Origin of the sequence: Kitasatospora sp. NPDC058965, from assembly GCF_042741245.1 — a bacterium.
GTDB lineage: Bacteria > Actinomycetota > Actinomycetes > Streptomycetales > Streptomycetaceae > Kitasatospora.
The window spans coordinates 21209-39571 of record NZ_JBHYKG010000016.1 but is presented as its reverse complement, the minus strand read 5'-3'; the positions used below and the strand labels follow the sequence as shown (position 1 = coordinate 39571).

The window sequence follows — 18363 nt, the reverse complement described above, 5'->3', positions numbered from 1 at the left end:
CCGGCCGAGGCCGGTCCCCGGTCGTAACCGGCGGGTTCGCCCCCGGCGGCACTCAGCTGCTCGGGCCGTTCTACCGGTCGGGGCCGGCCGCTCCGGCGCCTGCTAGCTGAAGCACTGAACCGCCCAGTCGGAGCTGAACACGTAGTTCGGCCCGGTGGGGTCGTAGTACCAGGAGTCCACCGGAGCGCCGTACGGCGAACACTGACCGTAGGTGAAGCCGGCCGCCCCGGCCGCGAGCTCGGCGTGGTTGAGCGCGTGCTGCTCGGCCATGGACATGTTCGAACCGATGCCGTGGCCGTAGTAGATGCCCGTCGCCGGGGCCGCCGATGCGGGGACCGCAGCGGCTCCCAGCATGATGCCGACCGCCGCGGTGGCACCCAGCAGCTTGGAGATCGTCCTCACGGATCGTCCTTTCGTCGGAGCTCCCTGAGCAGAGCGAACGCCCCACGCATGAGCTGGAATTGACGGCTCGACAAGTCTCGTTCACCTCAGTTCGAGCACAGGACCAGCTTGATGCCGCCATGCCGATGCGTCAACTGGTGTGGATGACATGGCTTATTGACGCCATTTCAGCTGCGATCGACCGGCTTGCCACACCACGGTGCGGCCCCTCGCCCAGGCGGCGAGGGGCCGGGCGCCCCGGGCCGGCGGCCGGCGGCGTCGGCGTGCTTCAGCCCGAGAGGGGAAGCCGCGTTCAGAGCTCCCACACGAAGCGGCGACAGACGTGCACACGGGCGAACTGCTCACGCAGCAGCGGCTCGTCCCGCAGCGGCGCATGCAGGAAGGCGATGATCGGCCGTAGCCCCGGCCGTCGTTCGGCGATGGCCCGGTCGGGCTCGGCGGGCTCGGTGTAGTAGTTCGCGTAGACGTGCAGGTAGTGCTCGCTCTCGGCGAAGCCCATCGCCCGGTACCAGCGCAGGGTGTCCGGGTCGTCCCTGGTCCAGGCATCCAGCGTCGGCACACCGAGCGCGCCCACGCGGGTGCGGGCCTCGGTGAGCAGGGCGCGGCCGATGCCCCGGTGCTGGTGATCGGGATGAACGGCGACGGTGTCGACGGTCGCCAGCGTGCCCTCGACGGTGACGTCCATCATCCCGACCACGGCACCGGACGCCTCGACCGCCACCAGCTCGAAGCCCGGCGCGGGGATCACGGGCTTGGCCTTCACAACGGCGTCGAAGTAGGCGGTGCTCAGGAAGGAGAGCACCCGGCAGCGCAGCCAGGCGGTCTCGTCGGCGGGGGTGTACTCACGTACGGCGTAGCTCAAGGGAGTGATCCTCCGTGTGCGTGGCGATGTCCGGACGGTGGCGGTCGCGACGTCGAAGGATCACGGCGAGATTCTGCGCGCTGCCCCCGTGCCCGGGCAATCGGTTTTGCCCGCCGCCGGCCCGGGCCGAGGCGGGCGGCGGCCTCGAGCAGCTCGGGGACGGGCACGGCCCGGAGCCGGCCCGGGGCACTGCTCAGAGTGCGACCGGGCCGAGCTCCGCCGCGGTCCTCGCCAGGGCACGGACGGCCGGGCTCTCGTCCGCGGAGCGCCAGACGAGCGCCCACCGCAGTTCCGGCGCGTCCTCGACGGGGAGGAAGACGATGCCCGGCGGGCTGCTGTAGCGGGCGGCGATCTCACCCAAGGGGTGGACGCACTGGCCGGAGGCGACCAGGGCGAGGATCTCGTGGAAGGTGTGCGCGGCGGGTCCGCGGGGGATGCGGCGCCCGCCGGGGGTGCGGATGGGCACCATCGACGCCACCCAGTACTCGGGGGCGCCCGGGCCGAGATCGACGACCTGGTGGTCGGCCAGGTCCTCCAGCGAGGCGGTGCCCCGCGCGGCCAGCGGATGGTCCGCAGCGACGGCCAGCACGCGTCCGCCGGTCAGCACGGTGGGGCCGACCGTGAAGTCCGGTTCGGCGACGGGGAGCCACAGGACGTTGACGTGGTGGGCACCGGAGCGCAGGGCCGTGAAGGGATCGCTGCCGTTGATCTCCCTGAACTGGATGTCGCTGCCCGGGTAGCGGGCGCGGAACGCGTCGGTGAGCGCGCGCAGTTCGTGGCCGGCATGGCCGAAGACGCCGAGCCGCAGGGTCCGGCCCTCGGCCAGTCCGGCCGCTTCGGCGCGGTCGAGGCCCTCCTTCAGCAGGTCGACGGCCTGCTGGAGGTCGTCGCGAAGGCGCCGCCCGACCGGCGTCAGGCTCACCCGCCGGCTGGTGCGGTCGAAGAGGACGACGCCGAGGCGGCGTTCCTGCCTGCTGACGGACTGGCTCACCCGGGCCTGGGACACCCGCAGCCGTTCGGCGGTCCGGCCGAAGTGCAGTTCCTGAGCCAGGGTCAGGAAGATCTCGATGTCCCGCAGCTCCATTGATAACTCCAGGCTTATGGATAGCTGCACGGATCGTACATTGTTCCGCCTCTCCCCCGCCCCGATGCTGGATCTGTCAGCGGGAACGGGCGGCACCCGCCTGGACCCCTCCCCCACCAGGCAAGGCGGACCGATGAGCGATCACCTGCAGGACCTCGCCGACCGCATCGAGATCGAGGCGTTGCGCGCCGAGGTCTCCGACGCGGTGATGATGCGTGACTACGAGCGCGCGGCCGCGCTGTTCACCCCGAACGGCACGATGCGGTGGCCGCACATCGGGCGGGAGTTCGTCGGCAGGAGCGAGATCCGCGCCGGCATCGAGTGGGGGCAGGGGCTCTGGGAGTTCTTCGTCCAGACCGTCCACCCGGGCGTCGTCCGGGTGGACGGCGACCTGGCGGCCGGCCGCGCCTGGATCCAGGAGTTCGGGCGGCTGCACGACGGCAGCTCCCATGCGAACTACGCCGTCTATCACGACCGTTACGCACGCACTCCGGACGGCTGGCGGTTCACCGAGCGCGTCTACGAGGTCCGGTACGAGGACTCCACCGCGCTGCCCGGCTCCGCTCCGTCCGCGGCCACTGCCTGACGCCCGAGCGATCGACCCACCCCACTCCACCCACCACACCCCAGGGGAGCAGATGAACACGACCACCGTGGCACGGACTTCGGTGCTGATCACCGGAGCCAACAAGGGCCTCGGCTTCGAAACGGCCAAGCGGCTCGGGCACGAGGGCTGGCGGGTCTTCCTCGGCTCACGCGACGGGAGCCGGGGCCGGGCAGCCGCCGACCGGCTGATCGCCGACGGTGTGGAGGCGGTCGCGGTCCGGTTGGACGTCACCTCGGACGCCTCGGTGGCCGACGCCGTCGAGCTGGTGCGCGAGCACACCGACACGCTGGACGTACTGATCAACAACGCCGGCACACCGGGCCTGGCCGTCGCCCCCGCCGAGGCGACGGTCGACGAGCTCCACGCGGTCTACGACACCAATGTCTACGGGCCCGTCAGGGTCACCCGGGCCTTCCTGCCCCTGCTCCGGGCAGCGGCGAATCCGCGCGTGGTGATGGTGTCGAGCGCGGGCGGCTCCTTCGCGGTGGTGACGGACCCGGAGCAGCCCATCGCGCGGATGCACGAGCTGGCCTACTGCTCGTCGAAGGCGGCCCTCAACATGCTCACGGTGCGCTACGCCCAGGCGCTCCCGCAGGTGAAGTTCAATCTCGTCACTCCCGGCGAGGTCGCCCACCACAAGTTCGCCGCCACCGACATGAACAACCACCGGGGCCAGCTGACCGCGGCGGAGGGCGCCGAGCCGATCGTGCGGCTCGCCATGCTCGACGCCGACGGACCGAGCGGCGTCTTCGTCGACCGCTTGGGGCCCGTCGCCTGGTGACGTCGTGCGCCGGATACCTCGTCCGCGACCTGCCCCGTGTCATGGTGGTGGCAACCGTCACCGAAGCCACCGGGCCCGCCCGGTCACCGAGCTCGACGCCTGTGCGGGGTGGCTTCTTCACAGGAGGAGCTGCTCATGCGTGCGGCCACCGGCCTCGGCATCCGCGCCGTCACCACCGCCGTCCTGGCGATCACCGCCGTTCCCGGTCCCGTTGCCGCCGCGGACGCGGACGCGACGCGCTACGTCAACGTCCCGGTCGCCACGCTCTGGACCAGCCCGCAGTCGCCGCGGCCCGGGGTCGACGACCTCGCCCTGGGCAGGCAGCCGGACGTGCGCGGGTGGATCGCCTCGATGAGCGATGCGCAGAAGCGGGAGCTGGACGCGCAGACCCAGGCGCTCTACGGAGCGCGGGTCACGGTCGACCGGACGGTCACCGTCGCGGGCGTGGTCTGGGACCACGTCTGGGCCGACGGCCAGCCCGCTCCGGTCGACGGGCCCGGGCGCGGGGCCTACCCGGGATGGGTCCAGGACGAGCAGCTGACGTCCCGCCACGTCGCCGGCACCGGGGAGTGGGTGCACGTCGGCTCGCGCACGGCCTGGGCCTACCGGTCCCCGCAGGACGCTGCCGCGCACGGCGGCAGCGGCCGGGTCGCCGAGTTCTCGTTCGACACGTCCTTCTCGACCGTCGACCGCGGCCCGGGCTGGGTCGAGGCGGCCGGCGCCGACGGTCCGTTGTACTTCGCCGCGGATGACGTCACCGCGACTGCGCAACACGTCACCGGCGACGACGTGGTCGCTGCCGCACGACGGTTCCTGTCCCCGCCGCTGCCCTACCTCTGGGCCGGGGACAGCGGCTTCGGATTCGACTGCTCCGGCTTCACCAGCAGTCTCTACGCCTCGTTCGGCATCACCGTCCCGCGCGACGCCGGCCCGCAGCTCGACGCGAGCGAGCCCGGCCAGGTCCCCGCGGGCTCGGCGCCCGCGGTGCGGATCAGTCAGGAGTCGGAGCTCGCGCCCGGAGACCTGGCCGCGTTCCGGAACAGCAGCGGCGCGGTCGTCCACGTCGCGCTGGTCAGCGGCGTCACGGACGGGATGCCGACGGTGATCGAGGCCCCGCGGACCGGTCTGCCCATCCGCGAGGTGCCGATCGCGCAGGTCGGGGACGGGAAGGTCGACTTCGCCGGGGCCAGTCGCTTCCTCGCGCCCTGAGCACGCCGAAGCCCTGCCCCACCTCGCGGCAGTACGCCGCGGACGTGAAGGAAACGGGAGCGAGACGGGGGTTCCGGGAGCGGACGGTGATACGGCATGATCGGGCGCCGTGTCAGAAATCCTCACCAGCACCACCGCTACCACTGCCAACACCGCCACCACCACCAGCAGGCCCTGCCCGCACTGCGCCGCACCGATCGCGTGCGACCCCCGGTTCACCGACTGGTGCCCGGCCTGCGAGTGGAACCTGGCACCGGCCCCCGACCCGGCCCGCCGCCGCGGCGCCCGCTCCCGGGCCCGGGTCGAGCGGCTCTACGACGCGATGGCCGCCCGCCCTGCGGAGGCCGGCCAGCACCGCAGCGGGGCCTGGCTGGCCGCGATGGTGCTGGCCACCGCGGTCAACCTGGTGACGCTGGCGGTGCTGGCCGGGTCGGTGTGGCTGCTGCTGGCCGGCTGGCTCGGGCTCAAGGCGGTCGGCGTCGCGGGCCTGGGCCTGGCCTGGGTGCTGCGGCCCCGGCTCGGCCGCTGGCGGGCCACCGAGCCCGGCGAGCTGACGCCGGACCGGGCGCCGGTGCTGCACGCGGTGGCGGCCCGGGTGGCCGCCGCGGTCGGGACCGCGGCGCCGGACCGGATCGTGATGGATCACCAGTACAACGCGAGCTACGCCCGGGTGGGGCTGCGCAGCCGGGTGCGGCTCACCCTCGGCCTGCCGCTGTGGACCGCGCTGACCGGGGACGAGCGGCTCGCTCTGCTCGGCCACGAGCTCGGCCACGGCGGCAACGGCGACCAGCGGCGCGGGTTCTGGCTGCGGACGGCGCAGGGCGCGCTGACCGAGTGGCTGCGGCTGCTGCTCCCGTACCGCGGGGACCGGTTCCGGCTCCGGACCGCGCGCCAGTCGGCCCTGGACCACCTGGCCACCCTGCTGCTGCAGGTGCTGGCCCAGCCGGTACTGCTGCTCTGGACGGTGCTGAACCGGCTGACCGAACGGAGCAGCCAGCAGGCCGAGTACCTGGCCGACGAACGGGCCGCGGCGGTGGCCTCCTCGGCGGCGGCCGAGCGGATGCTGGCCAAGCTGATGCTGGACCGGAGCGTCCAGGTACGGCTCAGCCAGCAGCGCACCGCGGCGCAGTTGCGCGGTCGGTCCGGCACGGTCCGCGGCGGGCAGGTCGAGCAGACCGAGCAGGTCGAGCAGTTCTGGACCGGGCTGCGCGGGTACCTGGACTCGGTGCCCGCCACCGAGCGGGAGCGCCGGGCCCGGCTCAGCGCACTGGAGATGAGCGCGGTCGACACCACCCACCCGCCGACCCACCTGCGGGTGCGGATGCGCGCCGTCCGCCCCGCCCGGACGGCCGCAGTGACCGTGACGGCCGCCGAGTGGGCCGCGGTCGAGGCCGAGCTGGCGCCGGCCCGCCGGCGGATCGGGCAGCGGCTGCTGGGCTGGTGAGCCGACGGACGCGGGAACGGCGACGGCACGGCCGCGTGGCGCGCAGCGCCCGCACCGCGGCCCCGGTGGCGGGGCCCCAGGCCCTGAACCGCTCCGGTGCGAACGGTCGCGCGAAACCCGTGACAACCTTTCGACCGGCCCGGCGCGTCTGTCCATCGTGAGTCGAGAAACCGAGGACGACACCTACGCGGCGTTCGTCGAAGCCGCCTGGCACCGGCACCTGCGGACCGCGGTGCTGCTGACCGGCGACCGGCACCGGGCCGAGGACCTGCTGCAGGACTGCCTGGTCAAGCTGTACGTCCGCTGGCGCCGGGCAGTCGCCGACGATCCGCACGCCTACCTGCGGCGGATGCTGTTCAACGGGCAGGTCAGCTGGTGGCGCCGCCGGCGCCGGGAGTTGCTCACCGACGAGGTGCCCGAGCCCGCCGGCCGGTACGCGGACCCGCCCGCCGAGTTCCTCGACGAGCTGGACGAACTCCACCGCGCCCTGCGCCGACTGCCCGAGCGGCAACGCGCGGTCGTCGTGCTGCGACACGTCGAGGACCTCTCGGAGCGGGACACCGCCGCCGTCCTCGGCTGCTCGATCGGCACTGTCAAGAGCCAGAACGCCCGGGCGATGGCCCGGTTGCGCACCGCCCTGCTGACCAACGAGGAGGCAACCGCATGACCGAGGACGACGCTCGAATCGCCGGGCGCTTGAAGCAGCTGGCGGACCGTCAGGTCACCGGCGGACCCGTCCCGGCGGCCGACCTGATCCATCGGGGCCGGCGCACCCGGCGACTGCGCACGCTCGGCGGCACAGCCGTCGGTGCGGGCGGGGTCGCGCTCGCCTGCACGGTCTGCCTCGCCCTGGTCCCCGGCACCACCGACCGGGCGACGCTGTCGCCCGCCGCTCAGAGCTCGCCCGCCACGCCCGCCACGACCGCCACGACCGCGCCGCCGACCGACCCCGCAATCACCACCACCCGGCTCCTGGCCCTGCTCGCGGCGAAGGTGCCCGCGGACCTGCACCCCAGCAACCCGTATCAACTGGACGAGACCGCACGCCTCCCGTGGCTCCGGCAGCTGACGGCCGCCTACACCGTCTCGGACGGTGCCGGCACCGGTTCGGTGCGGGTCGAGGTCCGTCGTACCACCCCGCCGCCGGGCGGCACGCTGACCCCGACTCCGTGTGCCATGCCGGGGTGCACCGTCACTCCGGAGCCCGGCGGCAGCTACCTGACGGTGTACCTGCCGGACCGGGCTGCCGGCGGCGAGCAGGACTGGCGCGCCACCGTGGACCGCCCGGACGGCACGAGTGTGACGGTGAGCGCTGGCAACCTCCCCGCCCCCGGCTCCGACCGGAAGGTGCCCTACCCGAACGCGCCGCTGCTGACCGGCGGCCAGCTGTCCTCCCTCGCCCTCGACCCGGCCTGGCACCAAGCAGCGGCCTCCCTGCCCGCGCCCCTGAGCCCCGCCCCGCGGTGACCGGTCGCGGGTGTCGCTCCCGGGGCGGCGTCCGTCCCGCGTCAGGGCACCAGCGGTCCGGCCAGCACGATCGATCCCGCCGCGCGGTCGCCGGTCCAGGTCAGCGAACCGGTGTCGCGCGGCGCGCGCCCCCACAGCATCAGCAGCAGGTCCTCGGCCGTGCCCGAGACCTCCGCGACCGGACCACCGGGACCGAACGTCCACCTGCGGTCGGCGTCGGTGGCGGTGAACCGCACCGCCTGCTCCGGCCGGGTGGCAGCGCCCCTGGCGATCATGCGGAGCGCCATGGTGTCGAAGACCTCGGCGACGCCGTCCGCGGCGAGCGCCGGGTCCATCGGCGTCGCCGCACCGAGCGCGTGCTCGGCGTCCCACCGGTGCATCGATGTCTCGTGGCTGCGGCGCCGGCGCCAGAACCCGACCGTGTGCGGCGGGAAGAAGCTCCACGCCCCGGTCCCGGGATCGACCGAGAGCGCCGCCACGAGCGCGTCCGCCGTCATGGCGTACCAGGCCTTGAGCGCGGCCCGGTCGCGGGGAGCGGCGGCCTCGTCGTAGCCGTCGCCGTGCCCTTCCCGCACCGCCGCGACGACCCACAGGTTCCCCGCTCCCATGTGCGCGGCGAGGTCCCACAGGGTCCAGTCGCCGCAGTGCTCGACCGGGGCCGACAGGTCGCCGTCGAGCACGGCACCGAACGCGTCCAGTTCACGCCGAAGTACGGCCAAGTAGTCCACGGCGCCAAAATACCGCCCACCGACGGTGCGGAACGCACCTGTCCGACCTGCGGACCCGCCGCGCCCACGGTCCGCCGAATGCCGCGCGACCGTGCCGCCCGCAGGTAAGAGGGAAGGCGACATCCGCATCCGCGCCGAAGGGACCCCATCATGTCCGCCGAGCTCAGCTCCCGGCTCAAGGAACTCCTCGACAGCCCCGTCTTCGTCGCCGTCGCCACCGTCCAGCCGGACGGGAGCCCGCAGGTCTCCCCGGTCTGGGTGAAGCGCGACGGCGACGACGTGCTGATCTCCACCACCGTGGGCCGGCGCAAGGAGCAGAACCTGCGCCGCGACCCGCGCGTCACCGTACTGCTCCAGCTCGTCGACTCCCCGTACGAGTACGCCGAGATCCGCGGGACCGCGGCCATCACCACCGAGGGCGGCCAGGAGCTGATCGACGAGCTGTCGGTGAAGTACAGCGGCAAGAAGTACCGCGAGTTCAACCCGGGTTCGGTCAACGACGCCCCGCGTGTGGTGGTCCGGATCACCCCGCGGAAGGTCGTCGGGCGGCTCTGAGCCGGGCTCGTGCCGGCCCGCGCCCCGGGTCCGTCGGGACCACGGGGCACGGGCACCACGGCGCACGGGCACCACGACGCACGGGCCGCGCACGGCCGCCCGCCCCGCGGCCTCAGCCGGTCGTGCCGGGGCTGACGGTGCGTGCGACCTGGGCCACGAGCCAGTCCGCGGTGCGCGCGAGCCACTGCGGGCGGGCGTTGCCGAGCAGGTGGTCGCCGTGCGGCACGAGCAGGTACTCGCCCCGCGGCGCGGCCTGCGCCAGCGGCGCGCCGTTGGTCACGCCCGGGATGTGGTCCGTGCCCCCGTCGACGACCAGCAGCGGCCCGGGGATGCTCGCCGCGACCGGCGCCAGGTCGATGCGGGCGGCGAACTCCCGTGCGGCGTCCGCCGACCCGCAGCGCTGGGTGAGCGTCTCGGTGACGAAGGCCGGCAGCTGCGCCCAGTCCAGCACGGTGGGGCCGCTGACCGTGGCGGTGGCCCGCACCCGCGGCTCACGGGCGGCGGCCACCGCGGCGTAGAAGCCGCCCATGCTCAGCCCGATCACGCCGATCCGCCCGTGGTCGAGGTCGCCGCGGTCGGCGAGGAGGTCGAGGACCGCGCCCACCACCTTGTCGTACTCCGGTTCGGGGGCCGACGCCGCGGCCAGCAGACCCTGCCCCGGGCCGTCGACCGCCGCGACCGCCAGCCCGCGGGCCAGCAGCGCGTCCGCCACGTCGTGGAACTCCTCCTTGCCGGAGTCCATGCCGGGGACGACCACCACGACCGGCGGGCGCTCGAACCCGGCCGGGCGGCGCAGCCAGCCGACGAACCCCGGGCCCTCGATCCGCACCGCCTCCGGCTCCACCAGCGCGAGCGCGCGTCCCATCGCCTCGTCGGCCGCGCGCTGGGCCCGCGCGAACCCCTCCCGGTCGGGGTGCGGCAGCACCGTCGCACAGTGGAACCAGGCCGCCGCGGCCCGGTACCCGGCGGCCGCGCTGACGGTCCGTCCGGCGTCCTCCGCCTGCTCCGCCGCGACGAGGTGGGCCCGGCCGGCGCGCTCCAGCGCGTCCGGCCAGTCGAGCAGCGATTCCAGCGCCGCGGTCACCCGCTGGTACTCGAAGGGATCCGCTCCCGCGCCGGTCACGCGCGAGCGGTTGAGCTCGACGAAGGCGGGGAGCAGATCGGGGGTGTCGAAGAACGAGGTGGGCATGGTGCGGGAGTGCTCCGGCTTCTGTGTCGCTGGGGTCGGGTGCGGGTGTCCGAGCACCCTCGGGCACCACTAGACCCCGGACGGTTCGTCAGCCTCCAACAACCGCACGCCACTCCTGACAACTTCTGGTTGTCGATGCTGGTAGCAGCCTTGTCGTCGGGTCAGTGGGCCCCGCTCAGCGGGGACGGTCCTCCGGCGGGGCGGTCCAGTCGGGGCGGAGCCGGCGCAGCTCCTGGAACGTCTGACGCGCCGTCTTCTCCTCCGCCGCACGGGTCGTCCCCGCGTGGAGCAGGCGCAGCACCTCGCCCTTCGGCGCCTCCTCGGTGACCGCCTGCCGGTGGGCGGCCCTGGCCTGCTTCGCCCGGACCGCCCGTTCGCGCCAGACCCGGTGCGCGGCGGCGAGTTGCTCGTCCGTGGGCAGCGCGGCGGGATCGACGTCCGGCAGCCCGGCCAGGCGCCGCTCCGCGCGCAGCACGGCAGCCTCGGCGAGGGCCTGGCGCTCGGCCTCGCGCTCGGCCTGCAGCGCCGGTTCGTCCACGGCGACCGTGCCGGGCTCGGCAGCGTCGTAGCGGACGGGGACGGTGTCACCGGGCGACAGCAGCAGCGCGGTTCCGCGCAACGGGCCACCCACCTTGCAGGACACGTCCGCCGTGGTCCCGTCCGGATAGTGCACCCGCAACCCGAGCCGGTACCAGATCGGCGCGCCGCCGCTCCCGTCCAGCTGCCCGCCGTGCCGCTCCGCCGAGGTCACCACCGCCCGGGCGGTCTCCCCGTCGCGCAGCACCTTGCGATGGCCACCCCACATAGTCCCTACCTCCGGGCCCAGATCGTAGCGCCGGGCATGCTCCCCGGGGTGCCCGGTGGGCCGGTCTTGCTCTTCCGGTGCCGGCCGGGGATTCTGGGCCGGTGCCAGGGCAACGGAAGCGGCGGGAGCAGCAGCAGGCGGAGCAGCGGCGCCGGGCGGCCCGCACCGCACCGGACGCGGGTCACTGGGAGCTGGTGCTCTGGACCGCGGACCGGGCGGAACTGCGCACCCAGGTGAGCCGACTGGGTGCGGCGGGCGTGGATCCGGAGTCGCTCTGGATCGATGCCCCGTGCAGCCGGGACGCGTCCCCGCCGGTGTACCGGCTGAGCCGGTTCGTGTCCGACCCCGGGTCCGGCGACACGGCCGCGGGATCCGACGGCTGACGGCGGCCCCGCTCCCGGTCAGTCCGAGAAGTCCTGGGTCATCCACACCATCCCGTTGCTGTCCCGGATGACGGATATGCCGATGTGGTGGAAGTCGGCGCTGAGGATGTTGCGCCGGTGGCCGTCGTTGGGGGCCTTCTCGGCGAGCATGGAGTTGGTCAGGCCGACGGCCATGGAGGCCATCGCGTCGTTGGTGTTGGCGACGGGGCCGCCCTCGCCGATGTTCTCGCCGCAGCTGCTCCAGGAGACGCCGGCGGCCGTTTCGCGGGCGCCGAGTTCGGGCTCCCCGGCGCAGACGTGGTTCAGGCCGCAGCCGGAGAGCATCACCTGGGTGTGCCCGGTGGCGCTGCGGTCCAGGCCGGCGGTGCGGGTCAGCGCGGGGAGGCCCTGGGCTGCGCGGGCCTGGTTGATCACGGCGAGCACCTGGTCCTCCGCCGTGCCGCTGCTGGTCGTGGGTCCGCCCGAGGGGGATGCCGTGGTGGCGGCAGCGGAGGTCGGGGCCGTGGTGGGGCGGGCGGAGCTCGGCGCGGCACTGGGCGTCGCGGGTTGCCCGGGCTGGGACGGCGTCGCCGACGGCGTGGTCCGGGCGGGCGACGGCGACGCGCTGGGCGCGGCCGTCGGTCCGGTGGGCAGGGCGGTCGGGGAGCTGCCGACGAAGCCCGCCATCACCGGGGCCGCGGGGGCCGCGCCCTCCCTGGTGGGCAGGTCGACGGGGGCCGACCGGTCCGGTGCGGCGAGGTCGGTCGAGGTCGACGACCCGGAGCCCCAACCGGCCATCGCCACGGCGCCGCCGATCGTGGCGGTGGCCACCACGGCCCCGGTGACCTTCAGCAGCCACGGGTCCGACCCGCTCTTCCCGCGGCGCGACCGGCCGTGCCCGCCCGGCCCGGTCCGCGGGTGCGTTCGGTGCGCGGACGGACCGGACGGACCGGTCGTCGCGGCCTGCGCGGCCTGCTCGCCGCCGAGCGAGGTCGGCAGGTCGGCGACGACCCGCCCGGCCAGGCCGATCGGCAGCGGCACCAGCGCCAGTCCGGCCAGCAGCCCCTCGACCGGGACCAGGCCGTACGCCGCCCCGTAGCAGTAGCCGCAGTAACGGATGTGACGGACGATCTGCTTGCGCCACTCCGGACCGGCCAGCCCGTCCCAGGCCGCCGTCACGCCCGCCAGCTCCGGGCAGCGGGGCACGGTGTCCAGCGCCCGCACCAGGCAGCGGGCGGCGTCCAGCCGGTCCTTCATCCCGGCCAGCTGCGCCGCCAGCTGCTCCGGCGGCAGGCCGAGCGCGTCCACCAGTTCGGCCCGGTCGAGCAGACCGCCCTGCTCCAGCCACCAGAGCGAGGCCAGTTCCCGCTGGCCGTCGTCGAGCCAGGAGACGGCCCGGGCAGCCTCCAGCCGCTGGTCGCTCAGCGCCAGCTCCCAGATCGTCAGATCGGCGAAGTCCACACCCGAGCCCGGACCGCACACCTCGCGCCCCTGGTGGAGCCGGCGGATCCGGTCCACCGCGACCGCCACCACCCAGGCCCGCAGCGCCCGCGGGTCGCGCAGTCGGGGCAGGCCGCGCACCACCTCGCGCATCACGTCCTGGACGGCGCCGTCCGCGTCCAGCTCGCGGGACAGGGCGCGGCCCACCAGGTTGTAGACCAGCGGCGTGCAGGTGCCGACCAGTCTCTCCAGGGCGAGCCGATCACCATTGCGGGCCGACACCACCAGGTGTGCGTCAACGTCCGTGACCATGCGACCAGACTCCAGACTTGCGGGGGATCGTGTGTGTGCCTCCAAGGACAGGAGACCCACCGCGACGGGCCGCATAACGGAAACCGCGTCTCCCGCGGTGTCGATTTCGTCGGATGCCGTTCGTACAGGGGGTGAGAGCGAACGGCACGGGCCGCTCGTCCGAACCCCGAGGAGAGTCTGCCATGGCCGCGATCGTGGTCACCGAGAGCGTGACGCTGGACGGCGTGATGCAGGGGCCGGGCCGTCCCGACGAGGACACCCGCGACGGCTTCCGGCACGGCGGCTGGGGGCCGGCGTACCGGGACCGGGTGATGGGGGAGGTGATGGGCCGGGGCATGGCCGGCACCGGGGCGATGCTCTTCGGGCGGCGGACCTACCTGGACTTCTTCGCCTCCTGGGCCGGCCGCACCGACGGCAACCCGTACACCGAGAAGCTGAACGGCACCCCGAAGTACGTCGCGTCGAGGACGCTCGCGGACCCGCTGCCCTGGCAGAATTCGGTCCTGCTGGCCGGCGACGCGACCGCGACCGTCGCGGAGCTGAAGAAGGAGCTGGACCGGGACCTCGTGGTGCTCGGCAGCGGTGCGCTGGTCCGCTCGCTGGCCGCGGCCGGCCTGGTCGACCGGTTCGTGCTCTGCGTCCACCCGCTGGTGCTGGGGTCGGGCCGGCGGCTCTTCCCCGACAGCGGCCCGCTCGCCGGGATGCGGCTGGTGGACTGCGTACCGACCGGCACCGGAGTGCTGATCGCGACCTACGAGCCGCTCGCCGCCGAGACGCACTGAGAGAAGGCGCACCGCCATGAAGCAGTACCTGCTCAGCATGTACCAGCCGCAGGGCCCCTCCCCCGCGCCGGAGTTCCTGCGCGAGGTGATGGCCGAACTCGCCGTGCTGCGCCGGGAGCTGGAGTCCACCGGCTCCTGGGTGTTCGGCCAGGGCCTGCACGATCCGGGCACCGCCACCGTGCTGCGGCCGCAGGGCGGCGAGGTGCTGGTCACCGACGGCCCGTTCGTCGAGGGCAAGGAGCACCTCGGCGGGTTCACCATCATCAGGGCACCCGACCTGGACGCCGCGCTGGCGTGGGGCCGGCGGTACGCGCTCGCCACCACGCTGCCCATCGAGGTGCGCCCGTTCCAGGGCGAGGTCGAGGACTGACGTGCCGCCACCGCCCGGGATCGAACGCGTCTTCCGCGCGGAGTACGGGCGCGCGGTGGCCGTCCTGATCCGCCTCACCGGCGACATCGACCTCGCCGAGGAGGCGGTCCAGGAGGCGTTCGCGGTCGCCGCCGAGCGGTGGCCGGCCGCGGGGCTGCCGCCGAGCCCCGCCGGCTGGATCATCACCACCGCCCGCCGCAAGGCGATCGACCGGCAGCGCCGGGAGAGCGCCCGCGCGGGCCACTACGCCGAGGCGCTGCTGCTGCACCCGGCCGACCCACCGGCGACGGAGGAGGGACCCGTGCCCGACGACCGGCTGCGCCTGGTCTTCACCTGCTGCCACCCGGCGCTGGCCGAGCCGGCGCAGGTCGCCCTGACCCTGCGGCTGCTCGGCGGGCTGACCACGGCCGAGATCGCCCGGGCCTTCCTGGTCGCCGAGTCGACCATGGCCCAGCGGATCGTCCGGGCCAAGGGCAAGATCCGCGACGCGGGAATCCCGTACCGGGTCCCCACCGAGGCCGAACTGCCGGACCGGCTGCGCCCGGTGCTCGCGGTGGTGCACCTGGTCTTCAACGAGGGCTACCTGGCCACCGGCTCGGGCGGGGAGCCGGTGCGCGAGGAGCTGTGCGCCGAGGCGATCCGACTGGGCCGCCTGCTCGCCGCCCTGATGCCGGACGAGCCGGAGGTGCTCGGCCTGCTCGCGCTGATGCTGCTGGCCCAGTCCCGGCGGCCGGCCCGGACCACGGCCGACGGCGCCCTGGTGCTGCTCGCCGACCAGGACCGCGGCCGGTGGGACCGCGGTCTCGTCGCCGAGGGCCAGGGCCTGGTCCGCCGCTGCCTGCGGATCAATCGCCCCGGCCCGTACCAGATCCAGGCCGCGATCAGCGCCGTGCACAGCGACGCGCCCTCTGCCGGGGCCACCGACTGGCGCCAGGTCGTCCAGCTCTACGACCAGCAGATGGCGCTGGCCCCGACCCCGGTGGTCGCGCTGCACCGTGCGGTCGCCGTGGCCGAGGTCGACGGGCCCGGTGCCGGGCTGGCCCTGGTCGACGCCCTCGACCTCGACGGCCACCACCTCTTCCACGCCGTCCGCGCCGACCTGCTGCGCCGCCTCGGCCGCCGGGACGAGGCGGCGCTCGCCTACGGGGCGGCGCTGGCCCGCACCCGCAACGAGGCCGAACGCGACTTCCTGCGGGGGCGGTTGCACCAACTGGGGGCCGGCGGTCGGTCCCCGTCCTGACGGGGCCGGTCAGGACAGCAGCTCGACGTACCCGTCCGTCCCGTGCAGGCGGATCCGCTGACCGTCGCGGATCAGCCGGGTGGCGTCCGGCACCGCGACGACGGCCGGCAGGCCGTACTCCCGGGCGATCACGGCGCCGTGCGTCATCAGGCCGCCCACCTCGGTCACCAGGCCCGCGATGCCGACGAACAGCGGCGACCAGCTGGGGTCGGTGAAGGTGGTGACCAGGATGTCGCCGGCTGCCAGGTCCGCCCGGGCCAGGTCGAGGACGACGCGGGCCCGTCCCTCGACGGTCCCGGCGGAGACCGGCAGGCCGAGCAGGGCGTCGGCCGGCACGGCCTCGCGGTGCCGGTAGGCGCCGTTGAGCGCCTCGCCGTCCGAGGTGAGCACCCGCGGCGGGGTGAGCGCGTGCTGCGCCCGGAAGTCCTCCGCGCGCTGCCGGACCAGCCCGTGGTCCACCCGCTGCGTGCCCACGGCCTGGTGGAACTCCTGGAAGGTGAGGAAGAAGGCGTCCTCCCGCTCGCGCAGCACGCCGGCCCGCACCAGGCCGTCCGCCTCGGCCAGCAGCGCCTGCTTGTAGAGGTAGGAGCGGCTGACGATGCCGTACTTCGGGTACTCCCGGTAGCCGATGAAGGCGCGGACCTGGTCGACCATCCGCTTGGTCGCGGCGGCCTTCGCCGCTCCGTCGGGCAGGGCGCGCAGGCGGCGCAGCACGTCCTCCTCCTTCTGCCGCGCCCGTTGCCGCCCCTGCTCGAAGCGCTGGGCGGCGGCGCCCGGTTCGACGTTCCTGACGTGGTCCAGCAGCATCGGCAGCAGCGTGCCGGGGCGCTCGCGCCAGCGGGGCCGGGTGAGGTCGATCTCGCCGACGCACCGCACGCCGTAGCGGTCGAGGTAGGCCTCGATCGCGTCGCGTGCCCCGGTGCCGCCCGGGAGCTTCGGCAGCTCGTCCAGGAAGTCCTCGTCGGTGCGGCCGCGCAGGAAGGCCACCACCTCCGGGTGCGGGCGGATCACGTCCGCGACGTCGAGCAGGGCCAGGCCCATCTCCGAGGTGATGTTGCCGGGGGCGGACAGGGTGAGGGTGTCGGCCGGGTTCTTCTCGCCCAGCCACTCCCCCAGCCGGTCGTTGAGCCACCAGGTGGCCTCCATCGCCGCCATGATCGCCCGCAGGTTGAGCGGGTCGGCGAGCAGGCGCTTGTGCTCCTCGAAGGCCGTCAGCAGGAAGTCGAAGAGCGCCGGGCCGGTCCTCGTCCGGATCTCGCGTGCGAGGACGGCGAGAGAGGCCCGGCTGCGCTCGATCAGCTCGCCGACGATCGCCGGGTCCGCCTCGGTCGGGTTGGCGGCAGCGGCGGGCGCCGGCCCTGTGTCAGGGGTCGACGGGACGAAGCCGTCGCGCGCGAGGACGGTCTCCAGTGCGTCCCGGACCAGCGGATCGCCGCGCCCCATCAGGTCCAGCAGGGCGGCCCGGCCCGCGGGCGCGGCCAGCCGCGCCGTGACGTCGACGAACAGCCGCCCGCCGGCCTCGTGCATCGGCACCATGGCCGTCAGCTGCCAGACCGAGAGCCCCAGCGGCTTCATCGGGTCGGTCATCATCTGCCCGTGGCCGACGGAGACGTAGACGTGGTTCTCCCGGTCCTCGCGCGCGGGCACCGGGAACAGCGTGGTGATCGGCCGGCTCTGCACGATCCGGAACCCGTCACCGTCCAGGCACCACTCGATGTCCTGCGGGCGGCCGAAGTGCGCCTCGATCCGCCGCCCGAGCCGGACCAGGCGCAGCACCTGCTCGTCCGTCAGCACCGGCCGCTCCTGCCGCTCTGCGGCGACCGCCACCTCCCGGGTCCCGCCCTCCGGCTGCGCCTCGACCGCGCGCTGCTTGGCGGCGACGGCCCTGGCGACGACCTCGCCGTCGCGCACCGTGTAGACGTCGGGGTTCACCAGCCCGGAGACCAGGGCCTCGCCGAGCCCGTAGCCGGCGTCCACGGTGGCGACCCTGCGGTTGCCCGTCACGGGGTCGGCCGTGAACAGCACGCCGGCCGCGTCCGGACGGACCATCAGCTGCACGACCACGCCCATCCGCACCGTGCGGTGGTCGATGCCGTGGCGCTGACGGTACGTCACGGCCCGTTCGGTGTAGAGCGAGGCCCAGCACCGGCGGACGTGGTCGAGGACGGCCGCCCGCCCCAGCACGTTCAGGAACGTGTCCTGCTGGCCGGCGAAGGAGGCCGTCGGCAGGTCCTCCGCCGTCGCACTGGACCGGACGGCGTAGCCGGCGTGCTCGCCGTACCGGGCGAGCGCGTCCGTGACGGCGGCCGCGAGGTCGTCCGGGACCGCCACCCCTTCGACGGTCGCGCGCAGCCGCGCGCTGAGCGTGCGGATCGCCTCCCGGTCGTCCGGGTCCACCCGCGCGAGGCGGTCGAGTTGCTCGTCGATCCCCGGTGTCGCCGCGACGACCCGCCGGAAGGCCCCGGTCGTCACGCAGAAGCCGCCCGGCACCCGGACGCCGTCGATCCGCGCCAGCCCGCCCAGCTGCGCGCCCTTGCCGCCGACGAGCGCGCCCTGCGTCTCGTCGACGTCGCCCAGGTCCACCACGTCCTGCCCGGTCGTCGCCGGTCCACCGCACCCGTTGTCCCGCATGTCCACGTCCCCGCTCGCCCCTTCTGTGCCACTGCCGTGCCGCCCGCACCACCGATTCGACCGCGGCCGAGTCCCCGGTACGCCGCCGACACA

The 18363-nt window shown here is 74.4% G+C and carries 19 protein-coding genes; 11 read left to right on the top strand and 8 right to left on the bottom strand.

Going from position 1 to position 18363, the window contains the following annotated elements:
* Positions 1 to 102 precede the first annotated feature (102 nt).
* The 3 genes from ACFW1A_RS05075 to ACFW1A_RS05065 form a co-directional block, all read right to left on the bottom strand.
* On the bottom strand, positions 103 to 402 hold the full coding sequence (locus tag ACFW1A_RS05075; RefSeq protein ID WP_380404342.1) for a hypothetical protein: 300 nt from the start codon (positions 400 to 402) through the stop codon (positions 103 to 105).
* A 292-nt stretch (positions 403 to 694) separates the two neighbouring features.
* Positions 695 to 1264 (bottom strand): GNAT family N-acetyltransferase, encoded by a 570-nt coding sequence (locus tag ACFW1A_RS05070; protein WP_380404339.1) that lies wholly within the window; start codon positions 1262 to 1264, stop codon positions 695 to 697.
* A gap of 193 nt (positions 1265 to 1457) precedes the next feature.
* Positions 1458 to 2348 (bottom strand): LysR family transcriptional regulator, encoded by an 891-nt coding sequence (locus ACFW1A_RS05065; protein ID WP_380404336.1) that lies wholly within the window; start codon positions 2346 to 2348, stop codon positions 1458 to 1460.
* A 133-nt stretch (positions 2349 to 2481) separates the two neighbouring features.
* On the opposite strand from ACFW1A_RS05065, the gene ACFW1A_RS05060 reads away from it, so the two are divergent.
* From ACFW1A_RS05060 to ACFW1A_RS05035, 6 genes are all read left to right on the top strand, one after another.
* Positions 2482 to 2934 (top strand): nuclear transport factor 2 family protein, encoded by a 453-nt coding sequence (locus ACFW1A_RS05060; protein WP_380404333.1) that lies wholly within the window; start codon positions 2482 to 2484, stop codon positions 2932 to 2934.
* Positions 2935 to 2986: 52 nt separating this feature from the next.
* Complete coding sequence (locus ACFW1A_RS05055) at positions 2987 to 3736, top strand: SDR family NAD(P)-dependent oxidoreductase (RefSeq protein WP_380404330.1); 750 nt, start codon at positions 2987 to 2989, stop codon at positions 3734 to 3736.
* Positions 3737 to 3871: 135 nt separating this feature from the next.
* Complete coding sequence (locus tag ACFW1A_RS05050; protein ID WP_380404328.1) at positions 3872 to 4945, top strand: C40 family peptidase; 1074 nt, start codon at positions 3872 to 3874, stop codon at positions 4943 to 4945.
* 109 nt (positions 4946 to 5054) lie between these two features.
* Positions 5055 to 6389: a M48 family metalloprotease gene (locus ACFW1A_RS05045; protein WP_380404325.1), complete on the top strand. Its 1335-nt coding sequence runs from the start codon at positions 5055 to 5057 to the stop codon at positions 6387 to 6389.
* Between the two features lie 157 nt (positions 6390 to 6546).
* On the top strand, positions 6547 to 7056 hold the full coding sequence (locus tag ACFW1A_RS05040; RefSeq protein ID WP_380404322.1) for a SigE family RNA polymerase sigma factor: 510 nt from the start codon (positions 6547 to 6549) through the stop codon (positions 7054 to 7056).
* On the top strand, positions 7053 to 7856 hold the full coding sequence (locus ACFW1A_RS05035) for a hypothetical protein (protein ID WP_380404317.1): 804 nt from the start codon (positions 7053 to 7055) through the stop codon (positions 7854 to 7856). Before ACFW1A_RS05040 ends, ACFW1A_RS05035 begins: the two co-directional genes overlap by 4 nt.
* Before the next feature lie 41 nt (positions 7857 to 7897).
* On the opposite strand, the gene ACFW1A_RS05030 is transcribed toward ACFW1A_RS05035, so the two are convergent.
* Positions 7898 to 8584 (bottom strand): maleylpyruvate isomerase family mycothiol-dependent enzyme, encoded by a 687-nt coding sequence (locus tag ACFW1A_RS05030; protein WP_380404313.1) that lies wholly within the window; start codon positions 8582 to 8584, stop codon positions 7898 to 7900.
* A gap of 150 nt (positions 8585 to 8734) precedes the next feature.
* On the opposite strand from ACFW1A_RS05030, the gene ACFW1A_RS05025 reads away from it, so the two are divergent.
* Positions 8735 to 9139, top strand: coding sequence for a PPOX class F420-dependent oxidoreductase (locus tag ACFW1A_RS05025; RefSeq protein ID WP_380404310.1), 405 nt, complete (start codon positions 8735 to 8737; stop codon positions 9137 to 9139).
* A 112-nt stretch (positions 9140 to 9251) separates the two neighbouring features.
* Here ACFW1A_RS05025 and ACFW1A_RS05020 read toward each other — a convergent pair whose 3' ends face one another.
* Together ACFW1A_RS05020 and ACFW1A_RS05015 are read right to left on the bottom strand one after the other, a co-directional pair.
* Positions 9252 to 10328: an alpha/beta hydrolase family protein gene (locus tag ACFW1A_RS05020; RefSeq protein ID WP_380404307.1), complete on the bottom strand. Its 1077-nt coding sequence runs from the start codon at positions 10326 to 10328 to the stop codon at positions 9252 to 9254.
* Between the two features lie 175 nt (positions 10329 to 10503).
* Entirely contained in the window at positions 10504 to 11133 is a 630-nt protein-coding gene (locus tag ACFW1A_RS05015) for a DUF3592 domain-containing protein (protein WP_380404304.1), read from the bottom strand.
* A gap of 101 nt (positions 11134 to 11234) precedes the next feature.
* On the opposite strand from ACFW1A_RS05015, the gene ACFW1A_RS05010 reads away from it, so the two are divergent.
* Positions 11235 to 11516, top strand: coding sequence for a hypothetical protein (locus tag ACFW1A_RS05010; protein ID WP_380404301.1), 282 nt, complete (start codon positions 11235 to 11237; stop codon positions 11514 to 11516).
* Positions 11517 to 11534: 18 nt separating this feature from the next.
* On the opposite strand, the gene ACFW1A_RS05005 is transcribed toward ACFW1A_RS05010, so the two are convergent.
* The gene (locus tag ACFW1A_RS05005) at positions 11535 to 13247 is read right to left on the bottom strand and encodes a CAP domain-containing protein (protein WP_380404298.1); all 1713 of its coding nucleotides are present in this window, start codon (positions 13245 to 13247) and stop codon (positions 11535 to 11537) included.
* Between the two features lie 182 nt (positions 13248 to 13429).
* Between ACFW1A_RS05005 and ACFW1A_RS05000 the strand changes: the two genes are divergently transcribed.
* The 3 genes from ACFW1A_RS05000 to ACFW1A_RS04990 are packed head-to-tail and all read left to right on the top strand — an operon-like array spanning position 13430 to position 15639.
* Positions 13430 to 14029: a dihydrofolate reductase family protein gene (locus ACFW1A_RS05000; protein ID WP_380404296.1), complete on the top strand. Its 600-nt coding sequence runs from the start codon at positions 13430 to 13432 to the stop codon at positions 14027 to 14029.
* Between the two features lie 16 nt (positions 14030 to 14045).
* Positions 14046 to 14399 (top strand): YciI family protein, encoded by a 354-nt coding sequence (locus tag ACFW1A_RS04995; protein WP_380404293.1) that lies wholly within the window; start codon positions 14046 to 14048, stop codon positions 14397 to 14399.
* Position 14400: 1 nt separating this feature from the next.
* On the top strand, positions 14401 to 15639 hold the full coding sequence (locus ACFW1A_RS04990) for an RNA polymerase sigma factor (protein WP_380404291.1): 1239 nt from the start codon (positions 14401 to 14403) through the stop codon (positions 15637 to 15639).
* Between the two features lie 9 nt (positions 15640 to 15648).
* Here ACFW1A_RS04990 and rph read toward each other — a convergent pair whose 3' ends face one another.
* Positions 15649 to 18270 carry a rifamycin-inactivating phosphotransferase gene (rph, locus tag ACFW1A_RS04985; RefSeq protein ID WP_380404289.1) on the bottom strand — a complete coding sequence of 874 codons (2622 nt, stop codon included), beginning with the start codon at positions 18268 to 18270 and terminating at the stop codon, positions 15649 to 15651.
* Between the last annotated feature and the right edge of the window lie 93 nt (positions 18271 to 18363).

Bases quoted from the DNA above. Each gene is read 5' to 3' on its own strand.
- ACFW1A_RS05015 (WP_380404304.1), bottom strand. From the start codon at position 11,133: ATGTGGGGTGGCCATCGCAAGGTGCTGCGCGACGGGGAGACCGCCCGG.
- ACFW1A_RS04995 (WP_380404293.1), top strand. From the start codon at position 14,046: ATGAAGCAGTACCTGCTCAGCATGTACCAGCCGCAGGGCCCCTCCCCC.
- ACFW1A_RS05035 (WP_380404317.1), top strand. From the start codon at position 7,053: ATGACCGAGGACGACGCTCGAATCGCCGGGCGCTTGAAGCAGCTGGCG.
- ACFW1A_RS05005 (WP_380404298.1), bottom strand. From the start codon at position 13,247: ATGGTCACGGACGTTGACGCACACCTGGTGGTGTCGGCCCGCAATGGT.
- rph (WP_380404289.1), bottom strand. From the start codon at position 18,270: ATGCGGGACAACGGGTGCGGTGGACCGGCGACGACCGGGCAGGACGTG.
- ACFW1A_RS05025 (WP_380404310.1), top strand. From the start codon at position 8,735: ATGTCCGCCGAGCTCAGCTCCCGGCTCAAGGAACTCCTCGACAGCCCC.
- ACFW1A_RS05060 (WP_380404333.1), top strand. From the start codon at position 2,482: ATGAGCGATCACCTGCAGGACCTCGCCGACCGCATCGAGATCGAGGCG.
- ACFW1A_RS05050 (WP_380404328.1), top strand. From the start codon at position 3,872: ATGCGTGCGGCCACCGGCCTCGGCATCCGCGCCGTCACCACCGCCGTC.
- ACFW1A_RS05020 (WP_380404307.1), bottom strand. From the start codon at position 10,328: ATGCCCACCTCGTTCTTCGACACCCCCGATCTGCTCCCCGCCTTCGTC.
- ACFW1A_RS05055 (WP_380404330.1), top strand. From the start codon at position 2,987: ATGAACACGACCACCGTGGCACGGACTTCGGTGCTGATCACCGGAGCC.
- ACFW1A_RS05065 (WP_380404336.1), bottom strand. From the start codon at position 2,348: ATGGAGCTGCGGGACATCGAGATCTTCCTGACCCTGGCTCAGGAACTG.
- ACFW1A_RS05000 (WP_380404296.1), top strand. From the start codon at position 13,430: ATGGCCGCGATCGTGGTCACCGAGAGCGTGACGCTGGACGGCGTGATG.